Here is a 24,879-nt window from a genome sequence, read left to right as displayed (position 1 = left end):
AAGCGTGGCGACAAGGATACTCGTCCTCAACGACAATTCCGGCGCCCAGTCCCGCAGCGTCGTTGCGGCCATCCAGCGGCGCGGCTGCGAAACCGTCACCGCCTCGCTCTCGGCCGTTGGCTTCGACACGGAAAGCCCCTCCGGCCTCGCCATTCCAGGCTTCGAGGATGGATCGCTGCCCGACGCGGTGCTGGTACGCTCGATCTCGGCCGGCTCGTTCGAGGCGATCACGCGCCGGCTCGGCGTGCTGCACGCCCTGGGCAGCCTCGGCGTGCCGGTGTGGAACCCGGCCAAGGCGATAGAAAACTGCGTCGACAAGTCGACCACCACCTTCCTGCTTCACCAGGCCGGCCTGCCAACGCCGGTTACCTTCGCGGTGGAAGGGCTGGCAGCGGCGCAGGCCGTCGTGACCCGCGAGGCAGCATCGGGGCCCCTGGTGCTGAAGCCGCTGTTCGGCGCGCAGGGCCGCGGCATCCGGCTGATCCGCGACATGGCCGACCTGCCCGGCGAAGAGGAGATCAACGGGGTCTACTACCTCCAGCGCTATGTCGCACGCGCCGGTCCGCCCTTTCGCGACTATCGCGTCTTCGTCTGCGCCGGCCGGGTGGTGGCCATGATGGCGCGGCGCGGCGAGGACTGGATCACCAACGTCAACCGCGGCGCCACGCCCGAGCACATCGCGGGAGCCGACACCGAGCTTGAAGCGCTGGCGCTGGCCTCGGCCGCGGCCGTGGGCACTGCCTTTGCCGGGGTGGATATCGTGGCCGACGCAGACGGGCGACACTTCGTGCTTGAGGTCAACAGCATGCCGGCATGGTCGGGCCTGCAATCGGTGGCGCAGGTCAGCATAGCCGACGCCATTGCCGCAGCTCTGGTGGAGGCCGTGCATGGCCGCCCGACGCTGACGCTGGTCGAAAACGCGCCGGCGGCCGAAGGCGCGGCAGTGCCCATATGACGGTTTCGCGCGAAATCATCCGTGCCGCATATGAGGACGCCTGTCGGCAGGAGATCGAGGCGCTGAAGCCCGGCAACGTGCACCGCTTCGCCGACGGACACCGCATGACGACGGAGCAGTTCCTGACGAGCGCGCGGGTCTCGTCGGCGCCGCTCACCGATCCCGAGCTTTCGCTCGGCCTGCGCATCCGCGAAGCGGTGAGCGCCACGCGCGATGCCGTCGGCACCAACACCAATCTCGGCATCGTCCTGCTTTGCGCGCCCCTTGCCGAGGCGGCGGCAATGGAAGGCGCCGACCTGCGCACCAATCTGCGGCGGGTGCTCGATGCCATCGACCTCGACGACACCGCAGCCGTATTCGAGGCAATCGTGCTCGCCTCGCCCGGCGGGCTGGGCGAGGCACCCAGGCACGATGTGCATGAGCGCCCCACGGCGGGGCTGCTCGAGGCCATGCAAGAGGCCTCGAACCGCGACCGCATCGCCCACCAATATGTGACCGGCTTCGCCGACATATTCGAAGCGGGCCTGCCGGCGCTCAAGGCGGCGGTCGCGCGTGGCGAGAGAGGCATGTGGCCGGCCGTGCATGCCTATCTGGAATTCCTGACCGCCTTCCCCGACAGCCATATTTTGCGCAAGCACGGGGCCGGAATCGCCGAGGCTGTACGCGCCGAGGCCTCATCCGTTCGGCGTAAATTTGAGGCCCCAAGCGACGAAAATGCGCGCATCGAAGTACTTTTGGGCTTCGATGCCCGGCTCAAGGCCGCAGACATCAATCCCGGCACCTCGGCCGACCTCACCGTTGCTTGTCTTTTAGTCCACAATCTGGGGGCTCACCTTGCGTAATCGCCGGGTTGATGTTTGAATTTCCGCAGCGGAAGCAGGGCTTTCGCGGCTATCTAGCCAACCGGTCCGGTTTTCCGGACGCTGCCAACAAGGATAGCTGTCCATCGGGCGCCCGCTCGTGAGCGGCATCCATGGGCACCATGATTGTGTCTTGGCACCCAAATTGTGTCTTGGAGGAGAATTGGCATGGCAAAGATCAATAAGGTCATGGTCGGTGAGTCGCTGGTCGGCGACGGCAACGAGGTGGCGCACGTCGATTTGCTTATCGGCCCGCGTGGGAGCCCGGTCGAATCCGCGTTCTGTCACGCGCTCACCAACAACAAGGACGGCTTCACCACGCTTCTGGCAGTGCTTACGCCCAACCTTCCCTGCAAGCCCAACACCGTCCTCTTCAACAAGGTCACGATCAAGGGCGCCAAGCAGGCGGTGCAGATGTTCGGTCCCGCCCAGTTCGCCGTGGCCAAGGCGGTCCAGGACAGCGTCGCCGAAGGCATCATCCCGGCCGAGGAAGCCGACGACGTCTTCATCTGCGTCGGCGTCTTCATTCACTGGGAAGCCAGCGACGACGCCAAGATACAGCAATTCAACTACCAGGCTGTGAAGGAAGCCATCCAGCGCGCCGTCGAAGGCACGCCGACGGCAGCCGAGGCAACCGCCAAGCGCGATTCGGTCAAGCATCCCTTCGGAGCCTCATAGACAAGAGACAGCCCCGCACAGATAAAACCCTCTGCAGAGCCGGATGGTCTGTTGCGCCGGTTGATGAAGATGCTGGGTTTCTGACGCTCCTTTCCGAAGCATCGCGCTGATTCTTCGGGAGGTTGGCCTTATCGGTCCGCTCGCCCGCGAAAGGCGAGCGGCATAGAGGGTGTGTCTTGCTGCCGGCGGTGGCCCCGCCCGGCAGCTTGGTGGCTTATGCGTTCGGCGTCTCTGCAAGCGTCGCGATCTGTGCCGGCGTCAGCGTGCCGTCATGCAGCGAGGTCGCTACCAGAGCGGCGGCGATGCCGAGGCGCGCGAGTTCGCGCAGGTCCGCCTCGTTGCGCACGCCGCCGGCGGCGATGACCGCGCGCCCGCCAGCCCTGGCCTTGATCTCGCGCAGCCGCTCGAAGTCGGGCCCTGCCCCTGAGCCCACCTTGGCCAGCGTCATCACGATCACCCGCTGCGGCCACAGGTCCTGTTCCTCCAGCAGGTTGGCCGGCCCGCGAAAACCGTCGGCGAAGAAATCAAGCGACAGGATGAGGTCCGTATGTCCGGCGAAACGGCGCAGCAGTTCCGTATCGGCCTGCGACTCCGAACCCAGCACCGGGCACAGCGCCGGGGTTTCGAGAGCGGCTTCGAGACTGGCCGCATCGGCATATCCGGCATCCGCCCATAGTTCGGGCGCATCGCGCATAGCGGCCAGCCGCGCCAGCGTCTCGCTGCTGGGCTCCCGCCCCTCGATAGCGTCGAGATCGGCGACGTAGAAGGTAGGGAACGGATGAAGCCGCCGCAGCCCTTCGGCCACTGCCACCGCATCGGCGCTGGCGCTCAGCGGGGTGACGATCGGCCGGTAGCGGTCGCGCCGACCCTGCTCGGCCCGCACGACCTGGCCGCCTTTCAGATCGAGCACGGGAATGATACGCATCTGCAACCCTCGGTTCGGCAATTCCTACACGTGAAAGCGTGAAGCGTGAGCAAAGAAAAGAATATCGTGGTCGGCTGCGACATCGGCGGCGCGCATCTGAAGATCGCCCGCGCGGAGGATGGCCGCATCGTCGAGGCGCTGACATTGGCGACACCTATCTGGCTCGGCCTCGACCGGCTCATCGATGCCGCGCACGCGGCACGGCCCCTGTTTGCCGGCAGCCGCCTCAACGTCGTCACCATGACCGGCGAGCTGTCCGACATTTTTCCCTCGCGCGAGGCCGGCATCGCCTCGCTGCTGGGGATCGTCACCGAGCATTTCCCGGGCAAGGCGCTGATCTATGCCGGCCGCTCCGGTTTCGTCGCGCCCGACAAGGCGACCGCGCTTGCGGCCGATGTCGCCTCTGCCAACTGGCACGCGAGTGCGGCCTTCGTCGCCGAGCATGCCGGTGACACGCTGTTTGTCGACATGGGCTCGACCACCACCGATCTCCTCGTCACGCAAGGAGGCCGGGTCGAGCATGACGGCTACACCGACGCCGAGAGGCTTGCCACAGGCGAGCTCGTCTATACCGGCTTCACCCGCAGCGCCCTCATCGGCATCGCCTCCGCCGCGCCGGTCAAGGGAGCGATGTCGCCCTTGATGAACGAATATTTTGCGACCATCGCCGACGTGCACCGCATCCTCGGCGTGCTCGATGAGGACGACGACAAGCAGCCTGCCGCCGATGGCCAGGCCAAGACGGCGGCGGGTTCCATTTCGCGCCTTGCCCGCATGGTGGGGCGCGACGCCTCCGACCTCACGCCGCCGGAGTGGCGGGAGCTTGCGCGCTGGTTCAGCGAGCAGCAGCTTCGCACCGTGCACGACGCCGCCTTCCGCGTGGCGGGCAGGCTGGCGGGCGACAGCGCCGCGCCGGTCGTCGGCGCCGGCATCGGCCGCTGGCAGATCAGGCGGCTGGCCGCGCGGATGGAACGGCCCTTCGTCGACTTCGCCGACCTGATCGCAGCCAGCGACGACGCCCGCAGCGAGGCGAGCAGTGCGGCCCCGGCCGCGGCCTTGGCGCTGCTGGCGCAGGATATGAACTGAATCCCGCCGACCTGGCAGATCTGAAAAAGTCAGCGCCGCCAGACAGTTCGGACTGACTTCCGATTCAAAATATCAACTCTCGGGAGGAAGGGGGCTCTCAGGCCGTTCCTGCACATCTCGCCCTTTGGCGTCCAGCGCGGAGAAATGATCGGTCACCTTTTCCATCAGCCAGCCCCACGCCTCCTTCTCTGCCGGGCCAGCTGTCTTTTCGATACCGATTGCGAGATAGGCTATCTCGGTTTCGATCTTCTCGCGCGGCAGCATGCCCAGCCGGCTGACGAGGATGGCCAGTTCCAGCACGGCCGCCTTGGCGCGGTTGAGGCCAGTGAAGGGCGCATGCATTTCCTCCGCCACCACGCGGCAGAAATGGCGCGGGCGCACGCCGTCGTCCTCGACATCCACCACTTCGAGCACGGAATGGGCGAGCGCCGCTTCGAGGCGCGGAACCGGATATTCTCCCAGCGGCACCGTCGCCCAGTCCTTGCGCCCGGTCAGGCAGCCGGCGAAGATGCGCGCGTCGTCGGTATAGTTGGCGACTGCGAAAGGCACCTGCGCCAGGTTGTCGAGCGTGATCGACGGCCGGAACGGCGCGACGATCCAGCCGTCCTTCTCCTCGATGATGCCGAGCGGCGCGATGTGCACCTTTCCGCTCTTGTTCACCGTGGTGATGATGGTCTCGCGAATATAAGGCATCACTTATCCCCCTTTTTTCGCGCGCAGCGTATGGCCGGCTTCGGCCAGGCGAGTACGGTCGGCCTCCGGCGCGGGAGCGGCCACGCCCCAGGCCAGCGGCTCGTCCTGCGCGTAGCGCTTGCCCAGGCGCCAGGCGATCTCGGCCTTCATCAGCTCGGCGCCGAGATAGAAGGCATGGGCGCCGTCGTTTTCCACGCCAAGACCAGGAAACAACTCGAAGGCATCCGTCGCCACGGCATGGCCCTTGCTGTTGAAGATGTGGATGCCGTCCTCCGCTGTCATGATGCGGAAATTGGCGTCGCGCACGCTGGCGGCAAGAGCCTCGATGTCTTCCAGGGTCGCTGCATAGGGCTTGCGGTCGTGGACCTGCAGCAGGCCGGGGTGGTAGTCGCGCGGCAGCGCCCCGTCGGCGCGGGCGGCAAACATCATGCGGCGGGCAAGGTCGTGCTCCTCCACGGTGCGAACCGTGTGCGGACTGACATGCACCGTCAGCACATTGCGCACGCGGAGCTCCGAGCACAGGCCTGCCAGAATGGCCGTGATGCCGGAAGTGTCGGCATCGGTCAGTTCGGTCAGGTTGCCGGTGCCCATCAGAAGCTCGACATCGGGCCAGCGCCGCCGCGCCTCGATGAAGCGGCCGAGCGAGGCCGCAAAGCCGAAATGGATCGGATCGAGAACCGGGTCGGCAATGAAGTCGATGCCAGCCTTCTGCGCCGCCTCTATGGCGCGGCCGAGCGAATCCAGATCACCGGGAACCGAAGGGATCAGCACCGGAACCGCCGGATGGTCGAAGGCGAGCGGCAGCGTCTCCTCGTTCAGGCTGAGCAGATAGTCGGCGCCGGCTGCCGCGCCGATCCTCAGTTCCTCGAAATTGGCTGAATCGACGCTGACCGAAATGCCCTCAGCCTTCAGCGCGCTCACTGCCTCGCCCAGCAGCGGAAAAGGCGTCTCGGGCAGGCAGCCGAGATCGACCACGTCGGCACCGGCCTCGACCAGCACGCGCGCCCGCGCCAGCAGGCCGGCGACAGAAAGCATCGGCGCATCGACGATCTCGGCGAAGATGCGCATGTCGTGGCGCGAGAGGTCCGGCGGCTCGCCTGCGCGGCCGAGAAAAGCAGGCAGGTCCGCAATTTCGTCCGGGCCGCGCACGAAGGGCACATTGAAATGCGCCGACAGCCGGTCGAGGTCACCCCGATAGCGGCCGGGAACGACGACGCGATCGGCCCCTTCCGGCATGTTCAGCCGGCGCTTGATGATCTCCTCCGTCATCAGCGCCGCAACCTTCACGCCGATGTCGATGATCTCCCAGGAAAACTCGGTCTCCCCCAGCCCGGCCAGAAGCCGCTCCAGCCGCGCCTTGGCAAGATGGCCGGTGAGGAAGACGAGCCGCTCAGCCATGGCCTTCCAGCTCGGTTCGGCGGGCGGCCACCGCTGCCTTCAGCCCGGCAAGCGATTCCACCACCGTGGTGTAGTGGAAGTTCTTCAGCCGTTCGGTGTGTTCGAGATCGATAGGACGTGGATAGACCTTGACCATGCCATGCGGCGCCATGGTCTCCAGCTCCGGCGCGGTGTCGCAGGCAAATACGATCGACGGCACGCGGCACTTGCCGGCCTGCGCATAGACATTGGTGGCGATGGTGTCGGAGATGCCGAGCACGCATTTCGCAACCGTATTCGAGGAAGCGGGCGCAATCACCACGGTGTGGTAGACGCCGTGATAGAAGCCTCCGACCGGAATGGCACTCGCCGTCTTGTCGTGGATCACCCGCATCGAATCCGGGAAATCGAGCTTCAGCTTGTACATGCGCAGCACCTCGTCCGCCGCCTTGGTGACGAAGATATCGCAATGCTCGAGCTGCTGGATCATCTCGAAGCTTTCCGTGAAGAAATGGCCGGAACCGGTCAGCACCCAGGCCCAGCGCGGCGTGTGCAAATTGGCCATGTCTACGCCGCTCCCCTCTGCGCCGCGCGCGCGGCGAACTCCCTTCCCGGCACTTCGCCTGCAGTGAGACGCTGGGACGCCGTTGCAAGCGCCCCCGGTCCGGCCAGGTAAAGGCCTGTCTCCGGGCGCAGCATGGAAGACAACATCGGATCGACCAGGCCCGCAGTTGCGAGCCCCTCCACATCCTCTTCCGCATCGAAGGCGTCAGTCTGCTTAATCAGCAGCAGCGTTTCGGCATGGATGCGGCCTGCAAGCCAGGCCGCCAGCGAATCCGAAGTCACGTCCCATGATTGCGCGATGTCGGCCGCTGTCTGGCACATCTGCGAGGGCAGCCAGACAGGCACCTTCCCATGCTCCAGCGCCGCATCGATCTCCTCGACCGTGCGTGCCGGCGAAAACCGTTCGCTCATGTCGAGTAGGGCCAGCCCCATCTGCTCCATGGCCAGGATGGCCATGAAATGGGCGGAGGCGTCGGAGAAGCCCATCTGCGCCTGCGCCTCGCGCACGCGGTCGGCGAAGGGACCGCCGCCCGGCACGACGACCAGCGGCGCGCGCGCCTCGGCCAGTATTTCGGTCCACTCCCGCATTTCGGCATGATAGGCCGTGCTGCCGCCAAGCTTGACGACAATGCGCCTCATGAAGACGAGCCCTTCTGGCCGCCGCCGGCCGCGAAACCGCCTTCGCCCGCAGCCGCGCCGTGGCGCAAATGCAGCGCCCGCTCGCTCGCCCGCCTGCGCTCGATTTCGACCCCGACGCCGCCGGGTCCGAGCTCGAGCTTCTCCACCCGCACTGTCACCTTCATGACGCGCGGGTCCTCAAGCACCAGGGCCGCCACCTGCTCGGCCAGAGCTTCGCTGAGCTGCACATGGCCGCGCGCGACGATGGTGCGGATGCCGTCCATGATGATATCGTAGGAAAACACGTGGCGCATGTCTTCCGGTGCGTGCGTCACCCGCAGCACGTCGGCCACGACGTCGAAGCGCACCTTCTGGGTGTGGCCGTGCTCGAAACTGTAGGCGCCGATCTGCACCGGCAGCACGAATTCGCGCACGAAGATCTTGTCGGTGCCGAGCGCCGCATCGGCCGCACCGGGCGAATAGCCGCGTGCCGCGAGCAGCCTGTAGTCGACGCTGGCGGCGGCGGCGCCTGCCGGGCGTGCGTCGGGAATGAGGGCGCGGACCTGCCGAACAGCCTCGGGTTCGATGGCGCCGGTGCGCTCGGACTGGTCGCAAAGCGCGCCACGGAAGCCGAGGAAATCCGGTGCCATCGGCAGCAGGCGCGGAATATCCGGGGCTTCCAGCGAGCCGGCAAGGCCGACCGCCAGGCCGAGCGCGCGGCAGTCGTCGACGAAACCGTGCAGCATGGCTGGCGGCATGTGGTCTAGCAGCCGGCGCCCGTCCTTCCTGGCCGTGTCGAGCATGGCTCCGTGCAGCCCGCTGCGGGCCATCACCGGCAGGAGGCCAAGGTCGGGCTCGAGATCGGCGAACAGAACGCCGATCAGCTTCGTCCGTCCGGCAAGCGGCGCCAGCGCCTCGGCGCAGGCGACGGCATCGGCCGAAGGGAAGAAGCCGACCTTGACATAGTCGACGCCTGTGGCGGCGATCTCCTCCGCCTTGGCGCGAATGAGGTCCGGCTGCATCGGCAGGTCACCGGCGACGGCGCTGACCGGCTGCCTGCCGCCGACGGCAGCGACGGTCTGTCGAATGACCTCGATGGGCGCGGCGCCCAGCGCCCCGGCGTTCGGGTCCTTCAGGTCGATGATGTCGGCGCCGCCCGCAAGGGCGATCTCCGCCTCCTCGACGCCGTTCACGCTCGCCAGCATTTTCGTCATTTCATCAGTTCCTTAGGCGCGAGGCCGGTATGTTTGCAGTAAGGGCGGGCTGGGGTCGCCCGGCGAGGCGCCGGACCGTTCGTCTGGCCGTGCATCACCGGCCTCGATATAGGCGCTTTCCTCCGCGCGATCATTCGGGTTTGGGGCCGCCTTGGCGAGCTTTTCCACGTTTCAATGCCAGCATAGTCCGTCCGGACTCGGCGGCAAAGGTGACAAAGCGGTTTACGAGGTCCGTTTTGCGCGCGGCCCCCTCGATCCGTCCTGAAACATGAGAAATTGCGACATGAACTATATCAGCCGCGATGAAATCGCGGCTGCCGGGCTTTGACAATATTAGACCATGGGCTAAGTTCATTTCGGCACCGAACTATGGCAGCACTTTCTTCCGGTCTTTGGCCGGATGACAACGGGCGAGTCACTATGAAGAGTATGGTGCCGAACTCTCTGCGGGTTTTCATCGTTCTTTTTTGGGCGGCCGTCAACGTCTTGCCCGCTCTCGCGCAAGCCCAGACAAATTCAGCCAAGGCGCCGCAGCAGACGACAGAAATACGCATCGGCTACCTGCGCGCCTACCAGCCGCAGCTGGCACTATCGGTTCTCGACATTCCGCCACCGGATGAGGGCATCGCCGGCGCCAAGCTCGGCATCGGCGACAACAACACCACCGGTTCCTTCCTCAAGCAGAAGTTCGAGCTCGACATCGCCGAGATCAAGCCCGGTGCGGATGCCGTCGGCGCCTTCAACGAACTGGTCGGCAAGGGCGATCGCTACGTGCTTGCAGACCTTTCGGCAAAGCAGTTGCTGTCGATCGCGGATATTGCGCGCGACAAGGGCGTGCTGATCTTCAACATCGGCGCCCCCGACGACATCCTGCGCGAGGAGGAATGCCGGGCCAATGTCTTCCACATTGCGCCGACGCGCAGCATGCTGGCCGATGCGCTGGCCCAGTATCTCATCTGGAAGCAGTGGCCGCGCTGGGTGCTCATCTACGGCTCGCACGAGAACGATCAACTGTTCGCCGACGCCCTGCGCCGCGCGGCAACACGGTTCGGCGCCAAGCTTCTGGCTGAGAAGGAGTTCAAGGACACCGGCACTGCGCGCCGCACCGACACGGGCGTCATCCAGATACAGCAGCAGATGCCGGTGTTCACCCAGGATTTTCCCGACCACGACGCGGTGCTGGTGGCCGACGAGAGTGAGGTGTTCGGCACCTATGTGCCCTATCGCACCTGGCTGCCGCGCGTGGTGGCCGGAACCGCCGGGCTCATGCCATCCTCCTGGCACCCGGCCAGCGAGCAGTGGGGCGGCTCGCAGCTTCAGACCCGCTTCGACAAGAACGCCGGCCGGCACATGCTGTCCAAGGACATGAACGCCTGGACCGCGGTGCGCTCGGTCGGCGAGGCGGCCACGCGCACCAACAGCGGCGATCCGGGCAAGATCAGCGACTATCTCCACAGCGACAAGTTCTCGATCGCCGCCTTCAAGGGCCAGAAGCTCACCTTCCGCCCTTGGAACCTGCAATTGCGCCAGCCGATCTTCCTGGGCGATGCCAAGGCCGTCGTCTCCACCTCGCCGCAGGAAGGGTTCCTGCACCAGGTCTCGGAACTCGACACGCTCGGCGTCGACCAGCCTGAAACGAAATGCGTATTCAAGAAATAGGAACGTGAACGAAAGACAAACCGGGAGGGTGCACTGGATGCGTGGAAAATTGTCACTCGCGGCCGCGGCGCTCGCCGCCACGTTCCTGGCCACGCCGGCATCGGCCTTCATGGTCTACGTCTCCAACGAGAAGGACAACACCATGACCGTCGTCGACTCGACGACGATGAAGGTGGTCAAGTCGGTGCCGGTGGGGCAGCGCCCGCGCGGCATCACCATCTCGCCCGATGGCAAGTTCATCTATCTGTGCGCAAGCGACGACGACACGATCCAGATAATCGACACGGCCACGTACCAGATCGTCGGCACCCTCCCCTCCGGCCCCGACCCGGAACTTTTCACGCTCTCGCCCGACGGCAAGATCCTCTATGTCGCCAATGAGAACGACAATCTAGTCACCGTCATCGACCTTGAGACGAAAAGGGTGGTGGCCGAGATCCCCGTCGGGGTCGAGCCGGAGGGCATGGGCATCAGCCCGGATGGCAAGACGCTGGTCAACACGTCGGAAACGACGAGCATGGCCCATTTCATCGACACCCAGACCCATGAGATCACCGACAACGTCCTTGTGGACACAAGGCCGCGCTTTGCCCAGTTCAAGCCGGATGGCTCCGAGGTCTGGGTCAGCGCCGAGATCGGCGGCACCGTCTCGGTCATCGACAACGCCACCCGCCAGGTCACGCACAAGATCACCTTCGCCATTCCGGGCTTGCGCTCGGAGGCGATCCAGCCGGTGGGCGTGCGCATCACCGCCGACGGCAAGAAAGCCTATGTGGCGCTCGGGCCCGCCAACCGCGTGGCGGTCATCAACACGCAAACCTACGAGGTGGAGAAATATGTGCTGGTCGGCCAGCGGGTCTGGCAGCTCGCCTTCACCCCCGACCAGAAGATGATCATCAGCACCAACGGCATTTCAAACGACATCACCTTCATCGACGTGGCCAACGACGAGCCGATCGAGTCGGTCACCGTCGGCGCCCTGCCCTGGGGCGTGGTGGTGTCGCCGCAGTGAGTTTTTTGAAAAGCGAGGAGAGGACGATGATGAGGAAATACCGCAGTGTTGCCTTTGCCGCATTGATCAGTGCTGCCCTGCTACCGCTCCACGCCTTCGCGCAGGAGGCCGACGACGATGACGAGCAGCCCAAGGCCACACGCGCCAGCCAGAACCTGCCCGAACTGATCCTGGGCACGGCCGAAGACAACCTCGCCGTCAACCAGAACGACTTCGATCTCATTGCCGGACAGGGCTATCGCTGGAAGATCAGCTCGGGCACCGGACTGGAATACAAGTTCGTGACCGACCTGTTCCGTAACGTCTGGATGAATCAGATCGTCATCAACGGACTGGAAATCCATATGAACGGCGCGCCGGCCTGGCTGGAATTCGATTCCCCCGGCACCATACTGGTCCAGTTCAACACCGTGCGGCCCGGCACCTACACATGGTCGGTGCCTGACCTGGCCGACAAGGGCATGAAGGGCACGATTACCGTCAAATAGGCCAATGGAGGCCCCAGCTAAGCGGCGGTATGGTCAGGAGGCAAAGGAGCGATCCGCCTTGCAGCATGTGAAGACCGAAGGACATGGCAATGTGGCGGCCCTCGAGGTCGCCGCGGTCAGCTATTCCTACGGCTCCAAGCGGGCGCTCTCGGACGTCTCCTTCACCATCGCGCCGGCCACCTTTACCGTTCTGCTCGGCCTCAACGGCGCCGGCAAGACGACGCTGTTCTCGTTGATCAGCCGCCTCTACAACACGCGCGAGGGCTCGATCCGCATCTTCGGGCACGATGTTGCCCGCGCCTCGGGCGAAGCACTGAAACGCCTCGGCATCGTCTTCCAGGCACGCACGCTCGATCTCGACCTCAGCGTCTACCAGAACCTTGCCTATCATGCCTCGCTGCACGGCATCGGCGCGCGCGAGGCGCGGGCGCGCATCGAGGCGCTGCTGCAGCAGGTGGACATGAGCGACAGGCTGAACGACAAGGCGCGCAGCCTGTCGGGCGGCCAGATGCGCCGCATCGAGATCGCGCGTGCCATGCTTCACCGCCCGCCCCTGCTGCTGCTGGACGAGGCGACGGTAGGGCTCGACATCCAGTCGCGCGCCGGCATCCTCGCCACCATCCGCAAGCTGGTAGCGACCGAAGGCGTGGGCGTGCTGTGGGCCACGCATCTCATCGACGAGGTCGAGGACAGCGATCATGTCGTGGTGCTGCGCGAGGGCCGCCTCGTCGCCGCCGGCGGCGTCGTGGAGGTGGTGCGCGCCGCGGGCATGAAGACGATTCGCGAAGCCTTTGCGCGGCTCAGCGGCCTTGACGACCAGCAGATGACGGACATGCAGCCATGAGCGACCTGCCTGCCCGCACCAGCGACCACGGCACCGTGCCGATGCGGTCGCCACGCTTGGGCCTGCGCCAATACCTGATCTGCCTGAAGGGCATATTGGTGCGCGAGGGCCTGCGCTTCGTGAACCAGCGCGAGCGATTCATTTCATCGCTGGTCCGGCCGCTGGTGTGGCTGCTGATCTTCGCCGCCGGCTTCCGCCAGGTGCTCGGCGTCTCGATCATCCCGCCCTACAAGACCTACGTGCTCTACGAGGTCTACATCACGCCCGGCCTCTGCGGCATGATCCTGCTGTTTTCCGGCATGCAGTCGTCGCTTTCGATGGTCTACGACCGCGAGATGGGCAACATGCGCACGCTGCTGGTCAGCCCCTTCCCGCGCTGGTACCTGCTGGTATCCAAGCTGTTCGCCGGCGTCGCGGTCGCCATCGCCCAGGTCTATGTGTTCCTGTTTGTAGCCTGGTTCTGGGATATCAAGGCGCCGCCGCTGGGCTATCTCTTCGTGCTGCCGGCGCTGTTCCTGGCGGGGTTGATGCTGTGCGCGCTCGGCATGTTCCTGTCGTCGCTCATCAAGCAGCTCGAGAACTTTTCCGGCGTGATGAACTTCGTGATCTTCCCGATGTATTTCGCCTCGCCGGCGCTCTACCCGCTCTGGCGCGTGCAGCAGTCGAGCCCCATCCTCTACAAGATCTGCCTGTTCAACCCCTTCACCTATGCGGTGGAGCTGATCCGCTTTGCGCTCTATTGCCAGATCGACTGGTTCTCTCTCGCCGTCGTGGTCGGGTGCACCTTGCTGTTCCTGGCCGGCGCCATCATCGCCTACGACCCGTCGCGCGGCCTGATGAACCGTAAACAGGATACGGGAGGAAACGCCTGATGAGACCTTTGCTGCCGATCTGCAGCCTTGCCGGCATTCTGCTGGCATGCGCCCTCGTCCACCCTGCCAATGCCGCCACCACCGAACCCGACTGGCCATGCATGCAGCGCAAGGTGCCCGAACTGTCGCTGGCCCAGATCTGGAACGGGCCGGAACTGCCGGACACGGCCAAGGGCTGGGAAAACGATCCCGACATTGCCAAACGCGTGCGCGAGCTCGCCGCCCGCCGGTTGCCATTGCCCGACGCTGAGCAGCAGATCAAGGACTTCGCCGCCAGCCTGCCGCCGGACAAGCTGGTGCCCGCGATGACCATGCTGGAACAGGGCCTGTTCGACCACATGAACGCCGAACGATCGCGCGTCATGAGCGGCATCACCCGCTATGCACGCAAGCAGATCGAGGTTGCCGCGGATCTGCGCAAGGAGGCCTCGGAACTCGACGACCTGACCGCCAAGCCCGATGCCGACCCCAATCAGGTGACGCAACTGACTGACCGGCTGAATTGGGAGACGCGGGTCTTCGACGAGCGGGTCAAGTCGCTCACCTATGTCTGCGAGGTGCCGACGCTGATCGAGCAGCGGCTATATCAGCTTTCAAAGACCATCGCCGATACCCTCGCACCGAAGAAGTAGCGCCTCATACCATTTCCGGCCGGGGCGCCTGGGCGGGATAGAGCTTGCCGAACAGCGGCAGGTACATCGCGCCCTTGCGCATCAGGAAATCGTGGAAGGTCGACATTGCCGGCGAGATCGCCCGGTCGGCCCGCATCACCGCGAACCATTGCCGGCGGATCGGCATGCCCTGTACGTCCAGTATAACGAGACGCCTCGTTTCCACCTCGAAGGCGACGGTGTGCGCGGAAATGAACGCAATTCCCAGCCCTGCCATCACCGCCTGCTTGATGGTCTCGTTGGAGTCCATCTCCGTGCCAAGGTCGTCCAGCCGGCCGGGAATTTCGCTCAGGAAGATCTCCAGCGAAATGCGCGTGCCCGAACCCGGCTCGCGGATCAGGAAGTTTTCGCGGGCGATGCGTTCCTTGGAAATGTCGCGGGCCTTCGCCAGCGGATGGTCGGGTGCTGCGATGATGACCAGCGGATGGTCTCCGAAGGCCGACGCCCGCACAGGCACGTCGCGCGCCGGACGCCCCATCAGCGCGATGTCGACATCATGGCTCTTCAGGTTGGCGATCGTCTCGGCGCGGTTGCCGACCAGAAGGCTCATCTCGATGTCCGGATATTCCTTCATGAAGGCGGCCATCAGCCGTGGCGCGAAATATTTGGCGGTGGAGACGACGCCCAGCGTCAGGCTGCCGGTGCGCACGCCCTTTATCGCGTCGATCTGATCTTCTAGCAGCCGCAGCCGCTCCTCGATCGCCTGGGCCGCATCGACCAGGGCCAATCCTGCGGCAGTCGGACGCATCCCGTCTGCGGTGCGGTCGAAAAGCGCGATGCCGAGTTCGTCCTCGGCCTGCCTCAGCTGGATCGTTACCGCCGGCGCGGTCAGCCCCAAGGCCTTGGCAGCGTTGACGATTTTGCCCGTGGCGATGATCGCCTGAACTGCTCTGAGCTGCCTGAAAGTGAGGTTCCGCATGCCCGATGCTAAATCTTTTTTATTAGAAAAGTAAAGTTATTAAAATTTACTTAGGTAAGCGCCTTTGTTCTCATCCGTCTCAGGCTTGGTCGATGCTTTGCGACCGCTCGGGAGGACAAGATGACGACGGCAACACTCGATGCGGTTCTGAATTCTTACGTCGGCAGCGGCGGCGACCTGCGTCGCGACGCCATTGCCACGACGATCCGCCAGCTCGCCCAGGCGGCGGTCAAGGTGCGCAATACCATCAACCAGGGCGCGCTCGGCAGGGCCTTCGCAGGCACGCGCGGCACCAATCACGACGGGGACGTGCAGAAGGACCTCGACGTCTTCGCCGACGACATCTTCCTCGACGCCATGCGCCATGCGCCGGTGCATCTCTACGCCTCGGAGGAACTTGACCAGCCGGTCCTGCTCAACACGGATGCCGAGCTTGCCATCGCCATCGATCCTCTCGACGGCTCCTCCAACATCGACACCAACGTGTCGATCGGAACGATTTTCTCGCTCCTCCCTGCAACTGGCGCGCCGGATGAAAATCCGGCCGCCTCCTTTTTGCAGCCGGGAACGAACCTGCTCGGCGCGGGCTTCTTCATCTATGGCCCGCAGCTGGCGCTGGTGCTGTCGCTTGGCAGCGGCACCCATGTCTTCGTCCAGTCGGCGCGACTGGGCACCTTCGTGCAGGCCTATGAAAGCCGCATCGTGCCGCCGCGCGCCCATGAATTCGCGATCAATGCCGCCAATTACCGCCACTGGGACGAGGCCGTGCGGCTCTATGTCGACGATTGCCTGAAGGGCACCGAGGGTCCGCGCGAGCGCGACTTCAACATGCGCTGGATCGCTTCGCTGGTGGCCGACTGCTACCGCATCCTCATGCGCGGCGGCGTTTTCCTCTACCCGGGCGACCAGCGCCGCGGATACGCAAGCGGCCGCCTGCGGCTCGTCTACGAGGCCATCCCGATCGCCTATCTGATCGAGCAGGCCGGCGGCGCGGCGACCGACACGATCGAGCGCATACTGGATATCCATCCGCAGAGCCTGCACCAGCGCACTCCGCTGGTCTTCGGCTCCGCCCGGGAGGTGGCCCGCATCACTCGTTATCACTTGGATCCGAGCAGCATAGGCGAGCGCTCGCCGCTGTTCGGCCACCGCGGCCTGTTCCGCGCCTGACCTGGGGGAGAAAGCGTTTCATGTCGGCCAAGCACCCGATCATTTCCATCACAGGCTCGTCCGGCGCCGGCACCACTTCGGTCAAGCGCGTCTTCGAGCAGATCTTCCGGCGCGAGCACATCGAGGCTGCCTTCATCGAGGGCGATGCCTTCCACCGCTACGACCGCGCGGCAATGAAGCTGAAGGTCGCCGAGGAGGAGGAGAAGGGGAACCCCAACTTCACCCACTTCAATGTCGAGGCCAACGAGCTGGAGATTCTCGAATCCGTCTTCGAGGAATATGGCCGCCGCGGAACGGGGCGCACGCGCACCTATGTCCACGACGAGGAAGAGGCCAAGCTCTACGGCCAGCAGCCGGGCACCTTTACCGAATGGCGCGAATTTCCGCCCAGCGACCTTCTGTTCTACGAAGGGCTGCATGGCTGCGTGGCGACCGAACAGGTCAACCTCGCCCGCCACGCCGACCTCAAGATCGGCGTCGTGCCGGTCATCAATCTCGAATGGATCCAGAAGATCCATCGCGACCGGTCCACGCGCGGCTATTCCACCGAAGCCGTGATGGACGTGATCCTGCGCCGCATGCCCGACTATGTGCGCTACATCACTCCGCAGTTCACCCAGACCGACATCAACTTCCAGCGCGTGCCCATCGTCGACACGTCGAACCCCTTCATCGCCCGCTGGATACCCACCCCGGACGAGTCGATGCTTGTCATCCGCTTCGCACGGCCGCGCGGCATCGACTTCCCCTACCTGCTGTCGATGATCCACGACAGCTTCATGTCGCGGGCAAATTCCATCGTGGTGCCGGGCAACAAGCTCGACCTCGCCATGCAGCTCATCCTTACCCCCCTCATCCTGCAACTCATCGAGCGCAAGAAGCGCGCGTCGTGAGGAGGAAGCCATGAACCTGCAATCGTCTCTCAAGCCGAATCCGGCCGCCGAAACCGTGTCCGAGCGCGACATGGCCAACGCCATCCGCGCACTGGCGATGGATGCCGTGCAGAAGGCCAATTCGGGCCATCCGGGCATGCCCATGGGCATGGCCGACGTGGCGACGGTGTTGTTCCGCCGCTTCATCAAGCTCGACCCGACAAGGCCCGACTGGCCCGACCGCGACCGCTTCGTGCTCTCGGCCGGCCACGGCTCGATGCTGCAATATGCGCTGCACTATCTCATCGGCTATCCCGACATGCCGATCGAGCAGCTGCAGAATTTCCGCCAGCTCGGCAGCCGCACCGCCGGCCACCCCGAATACGGCCATGCGCAGGGCATCGAGACCACCACCGGACCGCTCGGCCAGGGCATTTCGACTGCCGTCGGCATGGCGCTGGCCGAACGCATGCTGGCCGCGCGCCACGGCGCCGATCTGGTCGACCATTACACCTATGTGATCGCCGGAGACGGCTGCCTGCAGGAAGGCATCAGCCACGAGGCGATCGACCTTGCCGGCCATCTGAAGCTCGACCGCTTGATCGTCTTCTGGGACAACAATTCGATTTCGATCGACGGCCCGACCTCGCTGTCGACCTCGATGGACCAGCCGGCGCGCTTCAGGGCTGCCGGCTGGGACGTGCAGGAGATCGACGGCCATGACACGGATGCGATCGCCGCGGCAATCGAGCACGCACGCAATTCCGACCGCCCCTCGCTGATCGCCTGCCGCACCGTCATCGGCAAGGGCGCTCCCAACCTTCAGGGCTCCGAAAAGACCCACGGCGCGCCGCTCGGCGAAGCCGAAGTCGCCGCCGCACGCGAAAACATCGGCTGGTCCTGGCCGCCATTCGAGGTGCCGGATCAAATTGTGGCTGCATGGCGCGAAGTTGCCGGCCGCGGCGAAGCTGCACGCCGCGAGTGGGAAGTGCGGATTGCAGCCTCCGCACGCCGCGATGCTTTCGAGGCGGCAATTGCCGGCGATGTCCCGCCTGCCGTGTTCGAGGCGCTCGACTCCTTCCGCAAGGAGCATGTCGAGAAGGCGACCAAGGTCGCCACCCGGAAGGCTTCCGAAATGGCGCTTTCCGTCATCAACGGCGCCACCGGCCTCACCGTCGGCGGCTCGGCAGACCTCACCCACTCGAACCTGACCATTACCAAGGGCATGAACCGCCTCGTCGCCGGCGACTACTCCGGCAGCTATGTCCACTACGGCATCCGCGAGCACGGCATGGCGGCGGCCATGAACGGCATCGCGCTGCACGGCGGCTTCGTGCCCTATGGCGGCACGTTCCTGTGCTTCACCGACTATGCGCGCGGTGCCATGCGGCTGTCCGCGCTGATGGGCCAGCGGGTCATCTACGTCATGACGCATGACTCCATCGGGCTGGGCGAAGACGGCCCGACACACCAGCCGGTCGAGCATCTGGCCATGCTGCGCGCCACGCCGCATTTCAACGTGTTCCGCCCGGCCGACATCATCGAAACGGCGGAGTGCTGGGAACTGGCGCTGAAGACGAAGGACCGGCCGAGCGTGCTGGTGCTGTCGCGCCAGAACCTGCCGATGCTGCGGCCTGCTCATTCGAGCGAGAACCGCTCCGCCCGCGGCGCCTATGTGCTGCGCGAGACGGAAGGCCCGCGCGCCGCGACGCTGATCGCCACCGGCTCCGAGGTCGAGATCGCGGTGGCCGCCGCCGAGAAGCTGAAGGCCGAGCGCGGCATCGAGGCCGCCGTGGTCTCCATGCCCTGCTGGGAGCTGTTCGAGGCGCAGGACGCGTCCTACCGCAAGTCCGTCCTCGGCACCGCCCCGCGCGTGGCGGTGGAAGCTGCCGCCCGCCTCGGCTGGGACCGCTGGATCGGCGAGAACGGCGCTTTCATCGGCATGTCGGGCTTCGGCGCCAGCGCCCCCGCCGCCGAACTCTACCGCCACTTCAACATCACGCCCGAAGCGGTCGCCGGCGCGGCCCTCGAGCTCATCGACTGAACGGGAGGAGCAATTGGCAGTTCGCGTCGCAATCAACGGCTTTGGCCGCATCGGCCGCAACATCCTGCGCGCCATCATCGAGTCGGGCCGCACCGACGTCGAGGTGGTGGCGATCAACGATCTCGGCCCTGTCGAGACCAACGCGCATCTGCTGCACTACGACAGCGTCCACGGCCGTTTCCCGGGCACGGTCACCGTCAAGGGCGACACGATGGTCATCGACGACTTGCCGCCGATCAGGGTGACTGCGATCCGCAACCCGGCCGAGCTGCCGCATACGGAACTGGACGTCGACATCGCGCTCGAATGCACCGGCATCTTCACCTCGAAGGAAAAAGCCTCGGCGCATCTTAGCGCCGGCGCCCGCCGCGTGCTCGTCTCAGCGCCTGCTGACGGCGCCGACCTGACCGTGGTCTATGGCGTCAACGACGACAAGATCGCCAAGGAACACGTCGTCGTCTCCAACGCGTCCTGCACCACCAACTGCCTGGGACCGGTCGCCAAGGTGCTGCACGAGGCCATCGGCATCGAACGCGGCTTCATGACCACGATCCACTCCTACACCGGCGACCAGCCCACGCTGGACACCATGCACAAGGATCTCTACCGCGCCCGCGCCGCCGCCCTCTCCCAGATCCCGACCTCGACCGGTGCGGCCAAGGCCGTGGGCCTGGTGCTGCCGGAGCTGAAGGGCAAGCTCGACGGCGTCGCCATCCGCGTGCCGACGCCAAATGTCTCCGTGGTCGACTTCAAATTCGTGCCCTCGCGCCCGACCACCGTGGAAGAGGTCAACGAAGCGATGAAGGCAGCCGCCAACGGCAAGCTGAAGAACATCCTAGCCATCGTCGACGAGCCGCTGGTCTCGATCGACCTGAACCACAATCCGGCCTCGTCCTCCTTCGCGCTCGACCAGACCAAGGTCATCGAGGGCAACCTCGTCCGGGTCATGTCCTGGTACGACAACGAGTGGGGCTTTTCCAACCGCATGGCCGACACCGCCGCGGCGATCGGCCGTACGCTCGAACCCCGCAAGCAGCACAGCAGGACGAAGGAGGAAGCCTGACCATGGCCCGCATCACGCTGAGGCAATTGCTCGACCACGCCGCCGAACGCGGGTACGGCGTGCCGGCATTCAACATCAACAACATGGAACAGGGCCTCGCCATCATGGAGGCGGCCAAGGCCTGCGACGCGCCGGTCATCATCCAGGCCTCGCGCGGCGCCCGCTCCTACGCCAATGACATCATGCTGGCCAAGATGATCGACGCTCTGGCCGAGATCTATCCCGACATCCCGGTCTGCATGCACCAGGACCACGGCAACAACGAAGCCACCTGCCTCACCGCCATCCGCCACGGCTTCACCTCAGTGATGATGGACGGCTCGCTGGAGGCCGATGCGAAGACGCCCGCGAGCTATGAATACAACGTCACTATTACCGAGCGCGTATCGCGCATGGCCCATTGGGTCGGCGCCTCCGTCGAGGGCGAGCTCGGCGTGCTCGGCTCGCTGGAGACGGGACAGGGCGAGGCCGAGGACGGCCACGGCGCCGAAGGCGCGTTGTCGCACGACCAGCTTTTGACCGACCCTGACCAGGCGGTCGACTTCGTGACCCGCACCAAGGTCGACGCACTGGCGATCGCCTGCGGCACCTCGCACGGCGCCTACAAGTTCACCCGCAAGCCCGATGGCGACATCCTGGCCATGCGCGTGATCGAGGAGATCCACCGCAAGCTGCCCAACACGCATCTCGTCATGCACGGCTCGTCTTCGGTGCCGCAGGAGCTTCAGGACGTCATCAACAAGCATGGCGGCCAGATGCCCCAGACCTACGGCGTGCCGGTGGAGGAGATCGAACGCGGCATCCGCCATGGCGTTCGCAAGGTCAACATCGACACCGACTGCCGCATGGCCATGACCGGCCAGTTCCGCCGCATCGCCATGGAGCATCCGAGCGAATTCGACCCGCGCAAGTTCCTGAAACCGGCGATGGACGCCATGCGCGACCTGTGCCGCGACCGTCTCGAGCGCTTCGGCACCGCCGGCAACGCCTCGAAGATCAAGGTCATCGCCATGGACGAGATGGCCAAGCGCTACGCCGCCGGCAAGCTCGACCCGCAAATCGCACCCGCCAAGGCCGCCTGAGCGGTCCAACCCAAGCTAAGAAAGGACCAGACCTATGGCCAACAAGACAGAAACCGTCACCGGAGCCGCACGCTACAGATCCGGTGTCATGGAATACAAGAAGATGGGCTATTGGGAGCCCGACTACGAGCCCAAGGACACCGACATCATCGCGGTGTTCCGCATCACCCCGCAGGACGGCGTCGACCCGATCGAGGCTGCCGCGGCGGTGGCCGGCGAGAGCTCGACTGCGACCTGGACCGTGGTCTGGACCGACCGCCTCACCGCCTCTGAGAAGTACCGCGCCAAGGCCTACCAGGTCGACCAGGTTCCCAACGCGCCGGGCCAGTATTTCGCCTACATCGCCTACGATCTCGACCTGTTCGAGCCGGGCTCGATCGCCAATCTCACGGCCTCGATCATCGGCAACGTCTTCGGCTTCAAGCCTCTCAAGGCGCTCAGGCTCGAGGATATGCGCCTGCCGGTCGCCTATGTGAAGACCTTCAACGGCCCGGCCACCGGCATCGTGGTCGAGCGCGAGCGCCTCGACAAGTTCGGCCGGCCCCTGCTGGGCGCGACCGTGAAGCCCAAGCTCGGCCTCTCCGGCCGCAACTACGGCCGCGTGGTCTATGAGGCACTGAAGGGCGGTCTCGACTTCACCAAGGACGACGAGAACATCAACTCGCAGCCCTTCATGCATTGGCGCGACCGCTTCCTGTGGTGCATGGAGGCCGTCAACAAGGCGCAGTCCGAGACAGGCGAGATCAAGGGCACCTATCTGAACGTGACCGCCGCCACCATGGAGGACATGTACGAGCGCGCCAACTTCGCCAAGGAACTCGGCTCCACCATCGTCATGATCGACCTGGTCATTGGCTACACGGCCATCCAGTCCATGTCGAATTGGGCGCGCAAGAACGACATGATCCTGCACCTGCACCGCGCCGGCCACTCGACCTATACGCGCCAGAAGAACCACGGCGTCTCCTTCCGCGTCATCGCCAAGTGGATGCGTTTGGCGGGCGTGGACCACATCCATGCCGGCACGGTGGTCGGCAAGCTGGAAGGCGACCCGGCCACGACCCACGGCTACTACGACGTCTGCCGCGAGGATTTTAATCCGAAGCGGCTGGAAAACGGCATCTTCTTCGACCAGCACTGGGCCTCGCTCAACAAGCTGATGCCGGTGGCCTCGGGCGGCATCCATGCCGGCCAGATGCACCAGCTGCTCACCCTGCTCGGCGAGGACGTGGTGCTGCAGTTCGGCGGCGGCACGATCGGTCACCCCATGGGCATCGCGGCGGGTGCCACCGCCAACCGCGTCGCGCTCGAATGCATGATCCTCGCCCGCAACGAAGGCCGCGACATCATGCGCGAGGGACCGCAGATACTGCAGGACGCCGCCAAGACCTGCCTGCCGCTGAAGCAGGCGCTCGAAACCTGGAAGGACGTGACCTTCAACTACGCCTCGACCGACTCGCCGGACTTCGTGCCGGTGGCGACGGCGGCGGAGTAAGACCGCACCTTACCCTCCCCCGCGTGGGGAGGGCCGACCGCATCATTCGCCGCCTCTCCCCCGCACGGGAGGGCAAAGCGGCGCAACCGACAGGAGCCAATTCCAATGCGCATCACCCAGGGAACTTTCTCATTCCTGCCCGACCTGACAGACGACCAGATCCGGGCGCAGGTGCAGTACTGCATCGACAATGGCTGGGCCGTCAGCCTGGAGTTCACCGACGACCCGCATCCCCGCAACACCTATTGGGACATGTGGGGCCACCCGATGTTCGACAATCCCGACGCCGCGGCCCTGATCATGGAACTGAAGGCGTGCCGCAAGGTCTATGGCGACCGCTACATCCGCGTCGTCGCATTCGATTCCAGCCATGGCTGGGAGTCGGTGAAGCTGTCCTTCATCGTCAACCGCCCGGCCGAGGAGCCCGGCTACCGCCTCGAGCGGCAGGAAGCGCCCGGCCGCGTGGTGCGTTACACGACCAAGCCCTATGCAGCCGACCGCCCGGCCGGCAACAGATACGGGTGAGTTCGATTACCCTCCCTTGGGGGAACGGTCGACCGCATAGCGGGCGGGAACGCACGGGTTGGAACCCCCACCCCACTCCTGAATCTCGCTACGCCCAATTCGCTCAGCGACCCTCCCCGCAAGGGGGAGGGTAAAGAGGCCGCGCCTCCAGGCACGATACCTCACACAGGAGACTCGTATGTCCGCAACAGCAACAGCCGAAACCGAAACCCCCGTCGAGGAAATCCCGACGGCAATCGACCTGCGCGAGGAGTTCGAGAGCTCGGGCGTCAAGGACGTTCTGGCCGAGCTGGACCGCGACCTGATCGGCCTCGCCCCCGTCAAGAAGCGCATCCGCGAGACGGCGGCCCTGCTGCTGGTCGAGCGCGCGCGCCGGCGCATGGGCCTGGCGCACGAAACGCCGACGCTCCACATGAGCTTCACCGGCAATCCCGGTACAGGCAAAACCACCGTCGCATTGCGCATGGCCGACCTGCTCCACCGCCTCGGCTACATCCGCAAGGGCCATCTCGTATCGGTCACCCGCGACGACCTGGTCGGCCAATATATCGGCCACACCGCCCCGAAGACCAAGGAGATCCTGAAAAAGGCGATGGGCGGGGTGCTGTTCATCGACGAGGCCTATTATCTCTATCGCCCGGAAAACGAGCGCGACTACGGCCAAGAGGCGATCGAGATCCTGCTTCAGGTGATGGAAAACCAGCGCGACGACCTGGTCGTGATCCTCGCCGGCTACGCGCCGCGGATGGACCGCTTCTTCGAGAGCAATCCCGGCTTCCGCTCGCGCATTGCGCACCACATCGATTTTCCGGACTATACCGACGACGAACTTCTCGGGATCGCCAAGAAGATGCTCGACCACCAGAACTACAGGCTCGATCAACCCGCTGTCGCGGCGCTCAAAGACTACATTGCCCGTCGGCGCGAGCAGCCGCATTTCGCCAATGCGCGCTCGATCCGCAACGCACTCGACCGGGCGCGTTTGCGGCAAGCCAACCGGCTGTTCGAGACCTCCCAGGGCCCGCTCGACGCCAAGGCCCTGTCGACTATTTCCTCGGATGACATCACCGCAAGTCGGGTCTTCGCAATGAAGACGAAGGGTGAGGAGGCCAGCCAATGACCGCAAAAACCCTGATCGCGCCCTCGGTTCTGTCGGCCGATTTCTCACGCCTCGGCGACGAGGTCGAGGCGGT

General features: G+C 65.1%; 25 protein-coding genes and 1 pseudogene. 19 read left to right on the top strand and 7 right to left on the bottom strand.

All coding sequences use genetic code 11. From position 1 onward, the window contains the following. Nucleotides 1-4 precede the first annotated feature (4 nt). From AC3A4H_RS08835 to fae, 3 genes are all read left to right on the top strand, one after another. Nucleotides 5-955 (top strand): ATP-grasp domain-containing protein, encoded by a 951-nt coding sequence (locus AC3A4H_RS08835; protein WP_348777606.1) that lies wholly within the window; start codon nt 5-7, stop codon nt 953-955. Further along, a complete protein-coding gene (locus AC3A4H_RS08830) occupies nt 952-1,797 on the top strand; it encodes a triphosphoribosyl-dephospho-CoA synthase (protein WP_487766370.1) in 846 nt (281 codons plus the stop codon). Before AC3A4H_RS08835 ends, AC3A4H_RS08830 begins: the two co-directional genes overlap by 4 nt. 186 nt (nt 1,798-1,983) lie before the next feature. Further along, nucleotides 1,984-2,493, top strand: a complete 510-nt coding sequence (fae, locus tag AC3A4H_RS08825) for a formaldehyde-activating enzyme (protein ID WP_348777608.1) — start codon at nt 1,984-1,986, stop codon at nt 2,491-2,493. A 214-nt stretch (nt 2,494-2,707) separates the two neighbouring features. On the opposite strand, the gene AC3A4H_RS08820 is transcribed toward fae, so the two are convergent. Further along, nucleotides 2,708-3,418, bottom strand: coding sequence for a HisA/HisF-related TIM barrel protein (locus AC3A4H_RS08820; protein WP_487766369.1), 711 nt, complete (start codon nt 3,416-3,418; stop codon nt 2,708-2,710). Nucleotides 3,419-3,463: 45 nt separating this feature from the next. On the opposite strand from AC3A4H_RS08820, the gene AC3A4H_RS08815 reads away from it, so the two are divergent. Beyond that, complete coding sequence (locus tag AC3A4H_RS08815; RefSeq protein WP_487766368.1) at nt 3,464-4,504, top strand: hydantoinase/oxoprolinase family protein; 1,041 nt, start codon at nt 3,464-3,466, stop codon at nt 4,502-4,504. A gap of 72 nt (nt 4,505-4,576) precedes the next feature. On the opposite strand, the gene AC3A4H_RS08810 is transcribed toward AC3A4H_RS08815, so the two are convergent. The 5 genes from AC3A4H_RS08810 to AC3A4H_RS08790 are packed head-to-tail and all read right to left on the bottom strand — an operon-like array spanning nt 4,577 to nt 8,970. Beyond that, entirely contained in the window at nt 4,577-5,197 is a 621-nt protein-coding gene (locus AC3A4H_RS08810) for a DUF447 domain-containing protein (RefSeq protein WP_487766367.1), read from the bottom strand. 3 nt (nt 5,198-5,200) lie between these two features. Next, nucleotides 5,201-6,595, bottom strand: a complete 1,395-nt coding sequence (locus AC3A4H_RS08805; protein WP_487766366.1) for a DUF6513 domain-containing protein — start codon at nt 6,593-6,595, stop codon at nt 5,201-5,203. Then, nucleotides 6,588-7,139 (bottom strand): flavoprotein, encoded by a 552-nt coding sequence (locus AC3A4H_RS08800; protein WP_487766365.1) that lies wholly within the window; start codon nt 7,137-7,139, stop codon nt 6,588-6,590. The genes AC3A4H_RS08805 and AC3A4H_RS08800 overlap by 8 nt, the downstream gene beginning before the upstream one ends. 2 nt (nt 7,140-7,141) lie before the next feature. After that, entirely contained in the window at nt 7,142-7,777 is a 636-nt protein-coding gene (locus tag AC3A4H_RS08795) for an amino acid kinase family protein (RefSeq protein WP_487766364.1), read from the bottom strand. Then, a complete protein-coding gene (locus tag AC3A4H_RS08790; protein WP_487766363.1) occupies nt 7,774-8,970 on the bottom strand; it encodes a (5-formylfuran-3-yl)methyl phosphate synthase in 1,197 nt (398 codons plus the stop codon). The genes AC3A4H_RS08795 and AC3A4H_RS08790 overlap by 4 nt, the downstream gene beginning before the upstream one ends. A 429-nt stretch (nt 8,971-9,399) precedes the next feature. Here AC3A4H_RS08790 and AC3A4H_RS08785 point away from each other — a divergent pair, with 429 nt between their 5' ends. From AC3A4H_RS08785 to AC3A4H_RS08760, 6 genes are read left to right on the top strand one after another with little or no spacing between them, the layout of a single operon-like run. Next, nucleotides 9,400-10,629 (top strand): ABC transporter substrate-binding protein, encoded by a 1,230-nt coding sequence (locus AC3A4H_RS08785; protein ID WP_487766679.1) that lies wholly within the window; start codon nt 9,400-9,402, stop codon nt 10,627-10,629. A gap of 37 nt (nt 10,630-10,666) precedes the next feature. Continuing rightward, nucleotides 10,667-11,641 (top strand): YVTN family beta-propeller repeat protein, encoded by a 975-nt coding sequence (locus AC3A4H_RS08780; protein ID WP_487766678.1) that lies wholly within the window; start codon nt 10,667-10,669, stop codon nt 11,639-11,641. A gap of 26 nt (nt 11,642-11,667) precedes the next feature. After that, the gene (locus tag AC3A4H_RS08775) at nt 11,668-12,129 is read left to right on the top strand and encodes a cupredoxin domain-containing protein (RefSeq protein WP_487766362.1); all 462 of its coding nucleotides are present in this window, start codon (nt 11,668-11,670) and stop codon (nt 12,127-12,129) included. A gap of 58 nt (nt 12,130-12,187) precedes the next feature. After that, nucleotides 12,188-12,973 carry an ABC transporter ATP-binding protein gene (locus AC3A4H_RS08770; protein ID WP_487766361.1) on the top strand — a complete coding sequence of 262 codons (786 nt, stop codon included), beginning with the start codon at nt 12,188-12,190 and terminating at the stop codon, nt 12,971-12,973. Nucleotides 12,974-13,014: 41 nt separating this feature from the next. Then, a complete protein-coding gene (locus tag AC3A4H_RS08765) occupies nt 13,015-13,845 on the top strand; it encodes an ABC transporter permease (protein WP_487766677.1) in 831 nt (276 codons plus the stop codon). Beyond that, on the top strand, nt 13,845-14,477 hold the full coding sequence (locus tag AC3A4H_RS08760) for a hypothetical protein (protein ID WP_348777621.1): 633 nt from the start codon (nt 13,845-13,847) through the stop codon (nt 14,475-14,477). Before AC3A4H_RS08765 ends, AC3A4H_RS08760 begins: the two co-directional genes overlap by 1 nt. Nucleotides 14,478-14,481: 4 nt before the next feature. Here the strand turns inward: AC3A4H_RS08760 and AC3A4H_RS08755 are convergent, their stop codons facing one another. Then, the gene (locus AC3A4H_RS08755; protein WP_487766360.1) at nt 14,482-15,435 is read right to left on the bottom strand and encodes a LysR family transcriptional regulator; all 954 of its coding nucleotides are present in this window, start codon (nt 15,433-15,435) and stop codon (nt 14,482-14,484) included. A gap of 120 nt (nt 15,436-15,555) precedes the next feature. On the opposite strand from AC3A4H_RS08755, the gene AC3A4H_RS08750 reads away from it, so the two are divergent. The 9 genes and pseudogenes from AC3A4H_RS08750 to AC3A4H_RS08710 form a co-directional block, all read left to right on the top strand. Continuing rightward, nucleotides 15,556-16,605, top strand: a complete 1,050-nt coding sequence (locus AC3A4H_RS08750; RefSeq protein ID WP_487766359.1) for a class 1 fructose-bisphosphatase — start codon at nt 15,556-15,558, stop codon at nt 16,603-16,605. A 20-nt stretch (nt 16,606-16,625) separates the two neighbouring features. Continuing rightward, nucleotides 16,626-17,498 (top strand): phosphoribulokinase, encoded by an 873-nt coding sequence (locus tag AC3A4H_RS08745; protein ID WP_348777624.1) that lies wholly within the window; start codon nt 16,626-16,628, stop codon nt 17,496-17,498. Nucleotides 17,499-17,508: 10 nt separating this feature from the next. After that, nucleotides 17,509-19,521 carry a transketolase gene (gene tkt, locus AC3A4H_RS08740; protein ID WP_487766358.1) on the top strand — a complete coding sequence of 671 codons (2,013 nt, stop codon included), beginning with the start codon at nt 17,509-17,511 and terminating at the stop codon, nt 19,519-19,521. Nucleotides 19,522-19,534: 13 nt separating this feature from the next. Continuing rightward, on the top strand, nt 19,535-20,584 hold the full coding sequence (gene gap, locus AC3A4H_RS08735) for a type I glyceraldehyde-3-phosphate dehydrogenase (RefSeq protein WP_487766357.1): 1,050 nt from the start codon (nt 19,535-19,537) through the stop codon (nt 20,582-20,584). Between the two features lie 2 nt (nt 20,585-20,586). Next, nucleotides 20,587-21,666, top strand: coding sequence for a class II fructose-bisphosphate aldolase (gene fba / locus AC3A4H_RS08730; protein ID WP_487766356.1), 1,080 nt, complete (start codon nt 20,587-20,589; stop codon nt 21,664-21,666). Between the two features lie 34 nt (nt 21,667-21,700). Beyond that, a complete protein-coding gene (locus tag AC3A4H_RS08725) occupies nt 21,701-23,161 on the top strand; it encodes a form I ribulose bisphosphate carboxylase large subunit (RefSeq protein ID WP_487766355.1) in 1,461 nt (486 codons plus the stop codon). A 105-nt stretch (nt 23,162-23,266) separates the two neighbouring features. Next, entirely contained in the window at nt 23,267-23,686 is a 420-nt protein-coding gene (locus AC3A4H_RS08720; protein WP_487766354.1) for a RuBisCO small subunit-like domain-containing protein, read from the top strand. 178 nt (nt 23,687-23,864) lie between these two features. Then, entirely contained in the window at nt 23,865-24,806 is a 942-nt protein-coding gene (gene cbbX / locus AC3A4H_RS08715; protein WP_487766353.1) for a CbbX protein, read from the top strand. Continuing rightward, nucleotides 24,803-24,879: pseudogene (locus tag AC3A4H_RS08710) on the top strand (ribulose-phosphate 3-epimerase); the annotation flags it as partial. The gene cbbX and the pseudogene AC3A4H_RS08710, both read left to right, overlap by 4 nt.

This window comes from Pseudaminobacter sp. Soil_N_29 (assembly GCF_057656055.1).
Note: the sequence above shows the minus strand (reverse complement) of the source record. Positions and strands in the feature narration are given on the sequence as shown.